The 12,807-nt window shown below is 60.9% G+C and carries 13 protein-coding genes and 1 pseudogene; 4 read left to right on the top strand and 10 right to left on the bottom strand.

Going from position 1 to position 12,807, the window contains the following annotated elements; all coding sequences use genetic code 11:
• A pseudogene (locus HX812_RS32080) lies at positions 1 to 210 on the top strand (IS110 family transposase); the annotation flags it as partial.
• A gap of 109 nt (positions 211 to 319) precedes the next feature.
• Here HX812_RS32080 and HX812_RS06765 read toward each other — a convergent pair.
• The 4 genes from HX812_RS06765 to HX812_RS06750 form a co-directional block, all read right to left on the bottom strand.
• The gene (locus HX812_RS06765; protein ID WP_038845079.1) at positions 320 to 1,213 is read right to left on the bottom strand and encodes an NAD-dependent epimerase/dehydratase family protein; all 894 of its coding nucleotides are present in this window, start codon (positions 1,211 to 1,213) and stop codon (positions 320 to 322) included.
• 103 nt (positions 1,214 to 1,316) lie between these two features.
• Positions 1,317 to 2,213: a LysR family transcriptional regulator gene (locus tag HX812_RS06760; RefSeq protein ID WP_033896179.1), complete on the bottom strand. Its 897-nt coding sequence runs from the start codon at positions 2,211 to 2,213 to the stop codon at positions 1,317 to 1,319.
• 30 nt (positions 2,214 to 2,243) lie between these two features.
• On the bottom strand, positions 2,244 to 2,834 hold the full coding sequence (locus tag HX812_RS06755) for an NAD(P)H-dependent oxidoreductase (protein ID WP_038845078.1): 591 nt from the start codon (positions 2,832 to 2,834) through the stop codon (positions 2,244 to 2,246).
• A 120-nt stretch (positions 2,835 to 2,954) separates the two neighbouring features.
• Positions 2,955 to 3,719, bottom strand: coding sequence for a sulfite exporter TauE/SafE family protein (locus HX812_RS06750; RefSeq protein ID WP_038845076.1), 765 nt, complete (start codon positions 3,717 to 3,719; stop codon positions 2,955 to 2,957).
• A gap of 183 nt (positions 3,720 to 3,902) precedes the next feature.
• Here HX812_RS06750 and HX812_RS06745 point away from each other — a divergent pair, with 183 nt between their 5' ends.
• Positions 3,903 to 4,793: a LysR family transcriptional regulator gene (locus HX812_RS06745; RefSeq protein WP_038845074.1), complete on the top strand. Its 891-nt coding sequence runs from the start codon at positions 3,903 to 3,905 to the stop codon at positions 4,791 to 4,793.
• On the opposite strand, the gene HX812_RS06740 is transcribed toward HX812_RS06745, so the two are convergent.
• Positions 4,739 to 6,145: an amino acid permease gene (locus HX812_RS06740; protein WP_038845072.1), complete on the bottom strand. Its 1,407-nt coding sequence runs from the start codon at positions 6,143 to 6,145 to the stop codon at positions 4,739 to 4,741. The two genes, HX812_RS06745 and HX812_RS06740, sit on opposite strands and share 55 nt — an antisense overlap.
• Before the next feature lie 49 nt (positions 6,146 to 6,194).
• Entirely contained in the window at positions 6,195 to 7,445 is a 1,251-nt protein-coding gene (kynU, locus tag HX812_RS06735) for a kynureninase (RefSeq protein ID WP_038845069.1), read from the bottom strand.
• Positions 7,446 to 7,589: 144 nt separating this feature from the next.
• Between kynU and HX812_RS06730 the strand changes: the two genes are divergently transcribed.
• The gene (locus HX812_RS06730) at positions 7,590 to 8,063 is read left to right on the top strand and encodes an Lrp/AsnC family transcriptional regulator (RefSeq protein WP_016974903.1); all 474 of its coding nucleotides are present in this window, start codon (positions 7,590 to 7,592) and stop codon (positions 8,061 to 8,063) included.
• Positions 8,064 to 8,185: 122 nt separating this feature from the next.
• On the opposite strand, the gene catA is transcribed toward HX812_RS06730, so the two are convergent.
• The 3 genes from catA to HX812_RS06715 are packed head-to-tail and all read right to left on the bottom strand — an operon-like array spanning position 8,186 to position 10,588.
• Positions 8,186 to 9,115, bottom strand: a complete 930-nt coding sequence (catA, locus tag HX812_RS06725; RefSeq protein ID WP_038845067.1) for a catechol 1,2-dioxygenase — start codon at positions 9,113 to 9,115, stop codon at positions 8,186 to 8,188.
• Between the two features lie 42 nt (positions 9,116 to 9,157).
• Positions 9,158 to 9,448 (bottom strand): muconolactone Delta-isomerase, encoded by a 291-nt coding sequence (gene catC / locus HX812_RS06720; protein ID WP_038845065.1) that lies wholly within the window; start codon positions 9,446 to 9,448, stop codon positions 9,158 to 9,160.
• 12 nt (positions 9,449 to 9,460) lie between these two features.
• Complete coding sequence (locus tag HX812_RS06715; RefSeq protein ID WP_038845063.1) at positions 9,461 to 10,588, bottom strand: muconate cycloisomerase family protein; 1,128 nt, start codon at positions 10,586 to 10,588, stop codon at positions 9,461 to 9,463.
• A gap of 114 nt (positions 10,589 to 10,702) precedes the next feature.
• On the opposite strand from HX812_RS06715, the gene HX812_RS06710 reads away from it, so the two are divergent.
• On the top strand, positions 10,703 to 11,578 hold the full coding sequence (locus tag HX812_RS06710) for a LysR family transcriptional regulator (RefSeq protein ID WP_038845061.1): 876 nt from the start codon (positions 10,703 to 10,705) through the stop codon (positions 11,576 to 11,578).
• Here HX812_RS06710 and HX812_RS06705 read toward each other — a convergent pair.
• Positions 11,575 to 12,561, bottom strand: a complete 987-nt coding sequence (locus HX812_RS06705; protein ID WP_038845059.1) for a helix-turn-helix domain-containing protein — start codon at positions 12,559 to 12,561, stop codon at positions 11,575 to 11,577. The genes HX812_RS06710 and HX812_RS06705 overlap by 4 nt on opposite strands.
• Between the last annotated feature and the right edge of the window lie 246 nt (positions 12,562 to 12,807).

Raw genomic sequence — 12,807 nt, 5'->3', positions numbered from 1 at the left:
TTACGGCGCCTGGCTCACAATGCGGCAATGGCTGCTTGCCGGTCGGCTACCTGGAAACCATTTTATGAGTCGTACCTAGCGCGAGGCCCGGCAAAAACCCAGGCCCTGGTGATCCTCGCTCGCAAGCTGTGTCGAGTGGCATTCGCTCTGATGAAAAACCAGAGCGAATACCAGCCAGATTTAAGGTCGCAGGGTTGTCCTGCAACATAGAATCTCCCACATTTGACCGAGTTCCAGCTTTGGAATGCAGTCAGTGTGGAAGCGGCGGTGCGACGATTCGACTTGCTCGCGAAAGAAGCGCCCCGGTTTCAAGCGAACATCACACCATCTCGTGGCGAATCCACTCCACCACCGAAGTCCGCTTCGGCGCCCAGCCCAGCAGCTCACGGGCATGCTTGCCCCGCACCCGGCTGTTGGAGCCCAGGCCATAGTTGGCCATTTCATAGCCCCACTCGGCTTCGGCGTCGGCCAATGGCCAATCCTGGGGTTTGCCCAGGTTCAGGGCTTCGGCAATGGCGGTGGTCATGTCGATAAACGCCGCTTCGCTGCTTTCCACGAAGTAGAAGGTGCCCGGTACGTTCTGGGTCAGTGCCAGCAGGTACAGCGCCACCACGTCTTCAATGTGCACGTTGGACCAGATGTTCTGCCCACTGCCCACATGGCGCACCACCCCACTCTTGCGCGCCTGCTTGAGCAGACGCGGCAATTGCACGCTGTCGCGCTTCACGCCCAGGCTGTGGCCGTAGATCAGCGTGTTGCAGATCACCGCCGAGTTCACGCCTTCGTTGGCAGCCGCCAGGATCAGGTTGTCGATGGCCACGCGTGCTGCCTTGTCGACGGTCGGCTCCGGCAGGTTGTCTTCGAAGTAGATGACATCGCTGGACTTGCCGCCCGACGCATCACCGACAATGCTTGAACCGCTGGTGTGCAGGAATGGCTTGTTCGAGCCCTTCAAGGCTGCCAGCAGGGTTTCCACGGCGGCGCGATGATCGCTGCTCGCGGCATTGATCACCGCATCGGCCTTTTGCGCTTGCTCGGTCAATACAGCGGCGTCATCCAGGGTGCCGATCACTGGGGTGATCCCCAATGCCGTCATCTCGGCCGCCTGCTCGGCGCTGCGCACCAGGCCGGTCACGCTATGGCCAGCCTTGACCAGGCCGGTTGCGATGGAACCCCCGATAAAACCTGCTGCGCCGGTAACGAATACGTTCATGGAGAGTGCTCCTGAGTGGGTAAGTGATGGGACCAGTATCAAGGGCCGATCCCTGACGAATAACCCCCTATTGCCCAATTCACTCTTGCGCGAAGGTCACGAATCAGCAGGCATACCGCGCCAGCTTGGCTTGCATGAAGTCGAGGAAACACTGGATGCGCAAGGCCAGCTGCGAGTTACGGTAGAACACCGCGTGGATCGGCTGGCGATAACCGCTGTTGAACGCTTCCAAGACTGGCACCAGGCGTCCGGCTTCGATGTCGTCGATGGTCATGAAGTTCGACAGGCAGCAGATGCCCTGCCCTTCCAGCGCCAAATGACGCACGGTTTCACCACTGGACGCGGCCACGCCGGGCTGGATCAACCAGCGGTCGCCCTCCACATGGCGCAGCGGCCAGTGGTTGAGGGTTTCGGTATGGGTGAACCCCAGCAAGGTGTGGTCCGCCAATTCGGCAACCGTGGTCGGCGTGCCGTATTGCTTGAGGTAGTCGGGGCTTGCGAGAATATGCAGCGGCGTACAGCCGAGCGCACGTGCGTGCAGAGTAGAGTCGGCCAACACACCGATGCGGATGGCGATGTCGGTACTCTGCTCCAGCAGGTCGATGATCAGGTCATCGCTGTTCAGCTCCAGCTGGATATCCGGGTAAAGGCTGCGAAACTCCGCGATATACGGCACGATCCCATGCAGCATAAAGGGCACCGCCGCATTGATGCGCAGGCGTCCCGCCGGTTTTTTCTGGCGCGACGACAGGCGCTCTTCCAACTCATCCATCTGCGCCAGGATCACCTTGGCCTGTTCGAAGAAGTACTTGCCCTCCTCGGTCAGGTCCATGCGTCGCGTGGTGCGGTTGATCAGCGTGGTATCGAGCTTGGCTTCCAGGCGTGACAAGGTGCGGCTGACCGCCGAGGGCGTTTGCCCGACCTGTTCTGCGGCAGCGGAAATCGAACCGCATTCAATCACGCTGACGAAGATCTGTAGCTCATCGGATCGGGCTTTCACAGGCGCTCCTCGTTATCGGTTCCCAGCAGCTTACACCGAGAAATTGAACACCTGCGCCAGATGCTGCTCATAGCGCGCTACGTCAGCCTCGATCGCCGGGCGCTTCATCACGTCCACGCAAAGGAAGGTCGGCAGGCCAGTCATGCCAAGAAATTCATTGGCCTTGTGGAACGGGAAGTACACCGCGTCCACGCCCTTGGCTTCGAAGAAGTCGGTCGGGTCGTCGAAGGCTTGCTGCGGCGCGTTCCAGGTCAGCGAGAGCATGTACTGCTTGCCCTGGATCAGGCCGCCGCTGCCGTATTTCTGCGACGAGTCGGAGCGCGTGCGACCGTCGCTGGCGTACAGGCTGCCGTGGCCTTCGGTGAAGACTTCGTCGATGTATTTCTTGACGATCCACGGCGCGCCCATCCACCAACCGGGCATCTGGTAGATGATCACGTCGGCCCAGAGGTATTTCGCCACTTCTTCGGCCACGTCGTAGCCTTCGTCGATGTGAGTGACTTTCACGTCAATGCCGGCACGGTCCAGCACGGCCACGGCGGCGTCATGCAGGGTGGTGTTGTAGCGGCCATCGGAGTGAGCGAATTTTTTGCCGCCGTTGAGCAGGAGGATTTTTTTCATGGGAGGGCATCCGTAAGGGTTAACAATGTCTGCCGGCAGGCTATCGACATTGGCCCCTCGGAATAAGCGGCGGCACGGCAAAATACATTTGACCGGAAAGCACAAATGCACCACCCATTGTTAACCGCTGATCAGCAGATGCGCCCCCAGCAAGGCCATGCCCACGAAAAACACACGCTTGAACAACACGGCACTGATGCGCTGACGCACCGCCTGGCCCAGCCACATGCCCAGCAGTGCCGGCACCAGCGCCAGCAGCGAGGCGTTGACCTCCCCGCCACCGAGCGTGCCGCGCCAGGCCAGCCCGGCGGCCAACGCCAGGGTGGAAACCGTGAACGACAGCCCCAGCGCCTGCACCAACTGATCACGGTTCAAGCCCAAGGCCTGCAGATAGGGCACGGCGGGAATCACGAACACGCCGGTCGCTGAAGTGATGACTCCCGTGACGATGCCGCACATAGGACCCAGCCAACATTCAGTCTCAGGTTTTACCTTGAACGTCGGCAGGAACAATCCGCTGAGTGCATACACCAGCAACGCACCGCCCAACGCATGCCCCACCCAGCTTCCCCCGCTCACGCCCAGCCACAAGGTGCCCAACCCGGTGCCGAGGAAGATCAGCAGCAACATCGGCCACAGGCGTTTGAGCAGCGCACTCAAATGCCCGCCGAACGCCAGTTGCCACAGGTTGGTGATCGTCGACGGGATGATCAGCAACGCCGCAGCCTGCGCCGGTAACATAGCCAGGCCGAGCAAGCCCATGGAGACTGTCGGCAGGCCCAGGCCGATCACCCCCTTGACGGTGCCGGCCAGCACGAAGGTGCCGATCACCAGCAGGGTCAAGGCGGGGCCGATTTGTTGGTAGAACGCGAGGAAAGTATTCATAAGGGGATTGTGCGGCTTTTCGCTGAAGGCTGAAATTCGCCATATACTGAGGCAGCCTCTTGTTTTGTGAGAGGCTGATGCCGTCTTCGCGAGCAAGCCCGCTCCCACATTTGAAATGCATTCCAAAATGTGGGAGCGGGCTTGCTCGCGAAGGGGCCAGTCCAGCCACCCGAGAACCCCGGCATGCACTTTGACTTGATCGACCTGCACCTCTATCTGCACATCCTCGACACCGGCAACATCACCGCCGGTGCCGGGCGCAGCCACCTGTCCCTGGCCGCCGCGAGTGCGCGTATCCGGGCGATGGAGGCTTCGTTGGGTATCGAGTTCCTGGAGCGTAACCGTCGAGGCGTCACACCAACGCCCGCCGGCAAAGCCCTGGCCCGCCACGCACGCTTGTTGCTGCAACAAGCCGAACACCTGCAGCAGGACCTGGCGGAATACGCCAACGGCATCAAAGGCCAGGTGCGCTTGCTGTGCAACACCACCGCCCTCAGCGAATACCTGCCGGAACTGCTGGCGGACTTTCTATGCGAGCATCCCAACCTCGATATCGACCTGCAGGAGCTGCCGAGCCTGCGTATCACACAGGCCTTGCGCCAGGGCACAGCGGATATTGGGATCATCTCCGACGCGGTGGACACCCACGGCCTGCAAACCCTGCCCTTTCGCGACGACCCGCTGGTGCTGATCGCGCCGCTGGATCACCCGTTCACCGCAGGAAGCTTTGTCGATAGCCTGCAACACGACTTTGTCGGTCTCGCCACTCACAGCGCGTTGACGGTGTACCTCGAAGAACAGGCATTGCACGCGGGTTTCCGCCTGCAAACACGCATCCGTGCCGAGGGCTTTGACGGAGTGATCCGTATGGTCGCCCGCGGCGCTGGCCTGGGTATCGTGCCCCAGGCCGCGCTGGAACGTTGGCCGCAGGAACGCCGCTTCAAGGCCCACCCCCTGCAAGAGGAGTGGGCCTGTCGGAAGCTGCTGTTATGTGCGCGCTCGTTCGAACAGCTGCCCGGTTATGCCAAGGCCTTGTTCGAGGCCTTGGCCCTGCCCTTGCGGAAGAACCCGTAATACACCGCCGACAGAATCAGCAGGAACGGCACGCCAAACACCAGGGTCATCTTGAACGCGTCGGTGAAATAGGTGGTGATCATCACCGCGCCCATCAGCACCAGCCCCAGCAACGTGCTGTAGGGAAACAGCCGCAGTTGGAACGACAATGTCGGCCCACCGTGACGCTTGCGGTAGCGCCGGAAGAACAGGTGCGTGAGGAAGATCATGAACCAGGTGAAGATCGCGCCAAACATCGAGATCGCCATCATTAGGGTGAACGAGCTTTCCGGGTACACCACGTTCAGCAACGTCGCCAGCGCAATGCCCGAACTGGACAACAGCAACGCGTTCAACGGGATGCCGCTCTTGCTCAACGCGCCCATGGACTTGGGGGCAAAGCCGGCGCGGGACAGGCTGAACATCATGCGGGTGGTGATGTAGAGCTGGCTGTTCATCGCCGAGAGCGCGGCGATCAGGATCACGAAGTTCATCACGCCGGTCGCACCGGGAATGCCGATGGTCTGCATCACCGTGACGAACGGGCTCTGGGTCTGCCCGGCCTGGTTCCACGGCACGATAGCCAGCATCAGCGCCAGGGTCAGCAGGTAAAACACCACCAGGCGCACGATGGTCGCACGGAACGCTTTCTTCACCGCCTGTTCCGGGTCGGCGGCTTCACCAGCGGCCACGGCGATCATCTCCACACTCAAATAGCTGAAGATCGACACGATCACCGCCATCCACATGCCGCTCAGGCCATGGGGGAAAAAGCCGTCGTGGGCCGTATAGTTCTGCACGCCATACTCAGGGTTGCCGGAGCCGAACACCACGTACACGGCAAGGATGATGAAGCCGACGATGGCACTGATCTTGATCGTCGAAAACCAGTATTCGAAGTTGCCAAACGTCTTCACGCTGATCGCATTGAGCAGGATCAACACGCTGGAAAACGACACGATCCACACCCATTCCGGCACGTTGGCGAACCAGTACTTCATGTACATCGCCACCGCCGTGACCTCGGCGCCCACCGCCAACACAATCGCCGCCCAGTAGGCATAACGCACCAGGAACCCGGCGAGCGGGCTGATGTAGAACTCGGCATAGGCACCGAAGGAGCCCGAGGTGGAGTGGGCCACCGTCATTTCCGCCAGGCAGCCCATCAACAGCAAGGTGATCAACGCGCCGATGGCGTAGCTCACCAAGACACTGGGCCCGGCATAGCCGATGGCGTAGGCGCTGCCCATGAACAGCCCGGTGCCAATGGCGCCGCCGATGGCGATCATGCTCATCTGGCCGGAAGTGAGCTGGCGCCGCAGGCCCAGTTCGCGGTGGGTGATCTCTGCAAAGCCGTTGTCTGGCGTGGTCACGTGGTGTGCCCCTTTATTATTGTGATTGCACAGGTGGTCGGTAGATGTGTCAGGTGACGCTGTTGCGGACTTTGAATTGCGGCTGGTCCCAGGAGTGGTTGTCGAGGATGTCGCCAAGGATTTCCACAGCGTCAAACACCTCGGTAAAGCTCGTGTACAACGGCGTAAAACCAAACCGCATGATGCGCGGCTCACGGTAATCACCGATCACCCCACGGGCGATCAAGGCCTGGATCACCGCGTAGCCTTCAGGGTGTTCAAAGCTCACATGGCTGCCGCGTTTGGCATGCTCACGTGGGGTGATCAACTTCAAGTCATGGGCAGCGCAACGGGCTTCGACCAATGCGATAAACAGGTCGGTCAACGCCAGGGACTTGCTGCGCAAACTCGCCATATCGGTCTGGGCAAAGATCTCCAGGCCGCACTCCACCATGGCCAGCGAAGTGATCGGCTGCGTGCCGCACAGGTAACGGGCGATACCGGCACTCGGTGCATACGTCGACTCCATGGCGAACTGCCGGGTATGCCCGAACCAGCCCGACAACGGCTGACGCACCACATCCACCAACGCCGGGTTGACCCACACAAACGCCTGGGAACCCGGGCCGCCGTTGAGGTACTTGTAGGTGCAGCCAATCGCATAATCGGCGCCCGCCTGATGCAGGTCGATGGGCACCGCGCCCGCCGAATGCGCCAGGTCCCAGATACTCAACGCGCCACACTCATGGCTCAAGGCGGTCAGCGCCTGCATGTCGTACATGTAGCCGGTCTTGTAATTGACGTGGGTGAGCATCACCACCGCCACGTCCTGATCGATCGCCTGGGGCAGTTCGTCCGGGCTGTTCACCAGGCGCAGGGAATAGCTCTGTTGCAGCAGTTCAGCCAAGCCTTCTGCGATGTACAGGTCGGTGGGGAAGTTGCTCGCCTCGCTGACGATCACCTTGCGATGCGGCTGGCGTTGACGCTGCACGGTCAATGCGGCGCTCAGCACCTTGAACAGGTTGATCGAGGTGGTATCGGTGATCACCACTTCGTTGTCACGCGCGCCAATCAAAGGCGCCAAGCGATTGCCCAGGCGCTGGGACAAATCCGCCCAACCGGCGGCGTTCCAGCTGCGGATCAGCCCGTTGCCCCACTCTTCGGCAATCACCGCCTGCGCCCGCGCCAACGCCGCCACCGGGCGGGCGCCGAGGGAGTTGCCGTCGAGGTAGATCACGCCCTCCGGCAAGGCGAACTGGCTGCGCAACGGTGCCAGCGGGTCCTGGGCGTCGAGGGCTTGGCAATGGCTTCGAGGGGTCATGGGCGGTCCTGGTTTTTATAAGTAAGAATGGACCAAATAATGAACGAAGTTTTAGAGAATTTTCGTGCAAAGTGAGTAGCAACAGGCTAATTAATCTGTAGGAAATTCGAATTTAACCCCCAAACACGCGGATTTATTCTAACCATGATTCTCGACGCCACCGACCTGCGCCTCCTGCATTTCCTGCAACAGGATGGCCGCATCAGCAACCAGGAACTGGCGGAAAAAGTCGCGCTGTCGCCGTCCGCCTGCCTGCGCCGTTTGCGCTTGCTGGAGAGCGAGGGAATCATCAGCGGCTACCGCGCAGTGCTGAATGCGGAGCAATTGGGGATCGAGCTGGAGGCCATCGTCCACCTGTCCTTGCGCCAGGATGTGGAGGATTGGCACGAGACGTTCATCAAGAAAGTGCAGGGCTGGCCGGAAGTGGCCAGTGCCTACGTGATCACCGGCGCCAGCAACTATGTGCTGCGGGTGCAGGCGCGCAACCTCAAGCATTTTTCGGACTTTATCGTGAACCACCTGAACCGGACGGCGGGGGTGATGGATATACGCTCGGAGATTGTGTTGCAGAAAATCAAGGATCGGGATGAGGTGCTGGACCTGGTTATCCGCAAATAGCGGCAACACTACAAAACCCTGTGGGAGCGGGCTTGATCGCGAATGCGGTGCATCAGTCGCCGGATATGCTGGCTGATACACCGCATTCGCGAGCAAGCCCGCTCCCACATTTTTAACCGCGTTTAGTCTTCCAAAGCACGCACGCGCTGCATGCGCTTTTGCTCTACCGGCGCATCAGCGATCTGCAACTCAAAGTCAAAATCAATCTGCGCAAACCGCCCTTCCACGCCAAACTCTCGCGCCAACTGCGGATCTTCACTGAAGCGAATCTCGGCGATCAACTCATCCCGCGTCGCGTAGGCAAAATCATCATGCAGGTACGGGTCATCCGACAGGTTGATCTGCGTGGTCAGGTGCCGATGCCCCGGCGCCGAAATGAAGAAGTGAATATGCGCCGGCCGCTGCCCGTGGCGCCCCAGTTGATCGAGCAGTTGCTGGGTCGGCCCGGTCGGCGGGCAACCGTAGCCCGACGGTACGATACTGCGAAAACGGTAGTTGCCCTGGGCATCGGTCTCGATGCGTCGGCGCAGGTTGAACTCCGATTGCGTCGGGTCAAACCATGAATAGGTGCCACCGGTATTGGCCTGCCACACATCCACAATCGCCCCCGCCAGCGGCTTGCCATCGGTGTCACGCACTTGCCCGCGCATGAACAGCGGCACCGCGTCGTCCTTGCCATCATCCAGTCGCGCCTCATACTTCGACAGCGGCGCACCGGCCACATACAACGGGCCTTCGATGGTGCGCGGTGTGCCGCCGGATTTGCCGGCTTCCTCGTCGGCGGCGTCCATCAACAGGTCGAGGTAATGCTCCAGGCCCAGCCCGGCGGCGAGCAAGCCGGCTTCCTGGTTCCTGCCCAAGTCGTTCAGATAGTTGACCGCCTTCCAGAACTCTTCCGGGGTCACTTCCAGGTCTTCGATGATGTTCACGGTGTCGCGCAGGATCCGGTAGATCAGCGCCTTGGTACGCGGGTTACCGGCGTCATTGAGGTTGCCGCTGGCTTCTTCGAGAAACTGTTGGGCATGGGCAGTCTGGGACAGTCGGATGGACATGGTGCATTCCTCATCTTGTAGTTATTAGATTAAAAAACCGGCCTAGCGGTCATCCTCATGGATCGACGACGGGTGACGGCACAGGGCATTCACTTCGATGGCCATGTAGGGGAAAAGCGGCAGTTGCATCAGCAGGTCGTGCAGGTCCTGCACGCTGTCGACATCGAACACGCTGTAGTTGGCGTAGTGCCCGGCGATGCGCCACAGGTGGCGCCATTTGCCTTGCTGTTGCAGGCGCTGCGCCAAGGCTTTTTCTTCGGCCTTGAGCGCAGCGGCGCGCTCGGGATTCATATCGAGGGGCAGGTTCACGGTCATTTTTACGTGGAACAACATGGCAGGCGCCTCTTAGTGTTTGTCACGACGGAAGAACGCCAGGCGCTCTTCATCGATGGCCAGGCCCAGGCCCGGTGCGGTGGAGACATGCAGCTGGAAATCGCGGTACACCGGCGGTTCGGTGAGGATGTCTTCGGTGAGCAACAACGGGCCGAACAGTTCGGTGTCCCACGCCAGTTTGTTCAGCGTGAGAAAGGCATGGGCCGAGGCCAGGGTGCCGATGCCGCCTTCGAGCATGGTGCCGCCGTACAGGCCGATGCCCGCCGCTTCGGCAATGGCGGCGGTACGCAATACGGCGCGCGGGCCGCCGTTCTTGGCGATCTTCAACGCAAACACCGAGGCCGCACCTTCGCGGGCCAGATTGAAGGCATCCTCGACGCACTCGATGGATTCATCGGCCATGATCGGCGCCGGGCTCGACAGGTTGAGCCGCGCCATGCCGCCCCGGTTATTACGGGAGATAGGTTGTTCGATCAGGTCGATACCATTGCCGCCGAGCACCTTGCAGGCACGCAGTGCCACCGCCTCATCCCAAGCCTGGTTGACGTCGACGCGCACACTGGCGCGGTCGCCCAGGGCTTTTTTGATCGCGATCACATGGGCCAGGTCCTGGCTGACTTCACCGGCGCCGATCTTCAATTTAAAGATGCGGTGGCGGCGCAGGTCGAGCATCTTTTCCGCTTCGGCAATGTCCTTTTCCGTGTTGCCGCTGGCCAGGGTCCAGGCCACCGGCAAGGCATCGCGCACACGGCCGCCGAGCAGTTCGCTGACCGGCAGGTTCAAGCGTTTGCCCAGTGCATCGAGCAAGGCGCTTTCGATCCCGGACTTGGCAAAGGTGTTGCCGCGAATGCTGCGTTCCAGGCGCAACATGGCCGCGTTGATATTGCTCGCGTCCTGGCCGATCAGCAGCGGCGCGAAGTGGCGGTCGATGTTGATCTTGATGCTGTCGGGGCTTTCGTTGCCGTAGCTCAGGCCGCCAATGGTAGTGGCTTCGCCAATGCCTTCAATGCCGTCGGCGCAACGCAGGCGGATGATCACCAGGGTCTGGTTTTGCATCGTGTGCATCGCCAGCTTGTGCGGGCGAATGGTGGGGAGGTCGACGATGATCGTGTCGATCGACTCGATGGCGCAAATCGGCATGGCTATACCCGTTGAGTTCTTTTTAGGTTTGAGCCGATTCTGTGCCGTATTTTTAAAGGCTTCCAATATAGAATGGGTCTCAAGCAATACCCTCAAGGTATGAAAGGAGTGGTTATGGAATTGCGTCATCTGCGCTATTTCCAGGTGCTGGGGGAAACCCTCAACTTCACCCGTGCCGCCGAACGTTTGCACATCGCCCAGCCGCCGTTGAGCCGGCAGATCCAGCAATTGGAAGATGAGTTGGAGGTGATCCTGCTGGAGCGCGGCCGACCGTTGCGGCTGACCGAAGCCGGGCGGTTTTTCTATGAGCATGCCAATGTGCTGCTGGAACAACTGAGCAAGGTCTGCGACAACACCCGGCGCATCGGCCAAGGCGAGAAGACTTGGCTGGGCATCGGCTTTGCGCCCTCGACCTTGTATGGCGTGCTGCCGGAACTGATCCGCCGGCTGCGCACCCATGAGGCGCTGGAGCTGGAGTTGGGGCTGTCGGAAATGACCACCTTGCAGCAGGTCGAAGCGCTCAAGGCCGGGCGTATCGATGTGGGGTTCGGGCGGATTCGCATCGACGACCCGGCCATCGTCCAGCGCGTGCTGGTGGAGGATCGGCTGGTCGCCGTGCTGCCTGCCGGCCACCCGTTGCTCGATGCGCCCGCCACCCTCGCCCAACTGGCCGCCGAGCCCTTTGTGCTCTACCCCGGCAACCCGCGCCCCAGCTACGCCGACCATGTGATCGCACTGTTCGACGCCCATGGCCTGAGCCTCAAGGTGGCGCAGTGGACCAACGAATTGCAGACCGCCATTGGTTTGGTCGGCGCCGGCATGGGCGTGACGCTGGTGCCCGCCTCGGTGCAGGTGCTGCACCGTGCGGACATCGGCTACACGCCGGTGGTGGAGGCCACGGCGACCTCGCCGATCATCCTCAGCCGACGGGTGAATGACCAGTCGCCGGGGCTCAGTCATTGCCTGCAACTGGTGGAAGAGTTGATCTAGCCACGCAGGCGCCGCGCATCATTGCGTTGCAGGGTCTGGCTGGGGGATTCATCGAACAGCTTGCGATACTCCGCCGAAAACCGCCCAAGGTGGGTAAAGCCCCAGCCCATGGCAATCTCGGAGATGGTGCAGGTGGAGCCCTGTTCAAGGATGGCCTGGCGCACCGCAGAAAGCCGATGCTTTTTCAAGTAGGCCATCGGCGACAGCGCAAAGTATTTGCGAAAGGCATCAAACAACTTGAACCGCGATACGCCAGCCGCGGCCTCCAGGTCTTCCAGATGCACGGCGTCCCGAGCATTGTCGTGGATGTACTGGCGCGCACGGATCAGGTAATGCGGCAGTTTCACACCCAGGACATCGCGCAGCTCTTCGGAGTAATTGTTCGGCTGGGCCAGGATCAGGCCCTTGATCAGCGAGCTTTCCAGGTCACGGGTAAACGCCGGTTGCTCATACAATTCACTGCCGTGTTCCAGCTCCGCGATGAAGTAGCGCGCCATGCGCCACCACGCCGCCGAGGCGCCGTCCACCGCGTCCATCACCGATTCAAAGCGCAGCGGCGCATCAATTGGCCGTTGCAGCAAACCTTCCAGCGACTCACTCATCGCCGCCCGCGTGATCACTACCTGCAACTTGCGGCAGTCGCCAGAAATCGCCAGCACCTGATGCTCGTTGGGCGAGATGATCACGCCCTGGTCGCGGTTGGAGCTCAGGCGCTCACCGTTCTTGCTCAACTCCTGCTCGCCCACCAACGGCAGGCTCAGGCTGTAGCTGCTGAAGTGCTCGGCGTCTTCGATGTCGATGGTCACGTCGGTGCCGTATTCGATCACGCCCAAGGTGGTGGCGCGGGACTTGAACATGTTGGCACTGTGGTGGAAACGCAGGCGCTCGGGCGTGGCGGTGGCCAGGCGATGGGGCCCGCAGATGCCGGACATCCAGCTGCGTGCGCCTTCCAGGTCGAAGCGTTGAATCGTTTGGCTGCTCATCAGGGTGCACCCACGGCGGTTAGGCTGTTGCGCGCTCTGGCGGCGCGTCGTTGTTGTTCGACAGCAAATAATGCGCCACGCCGGCGCAATCACCAGCGGGTGGATAGCAAGGGTCGACTAAGTGGATAAGCCGCCGACTTTTGCGGCCATTGCCTTGCCAAACAGTAGCGCATCCCGTCACCGCTGCGCACCGGGTTGGGTATTTGCTGCCCAATTATCCGGCGCAGGTTCCCCCACTAAGGAAAC

It is taken from the genome of Pseudomonas sp. IPO3749, assembly GCF_013386605.1.
Classification (GTDB): Bacteria; Pseudomonadota; Gammaproteobacteria; order Pseudomonadales; family Pseudomonadaceae; genus Aquipseudomonas; species Aquipseudomonas azotoformans_A.
Note: the sequence above shows the minus strand (reverse complement) of the source record. Positions and strands in the feature narration are given on the sequence as shown.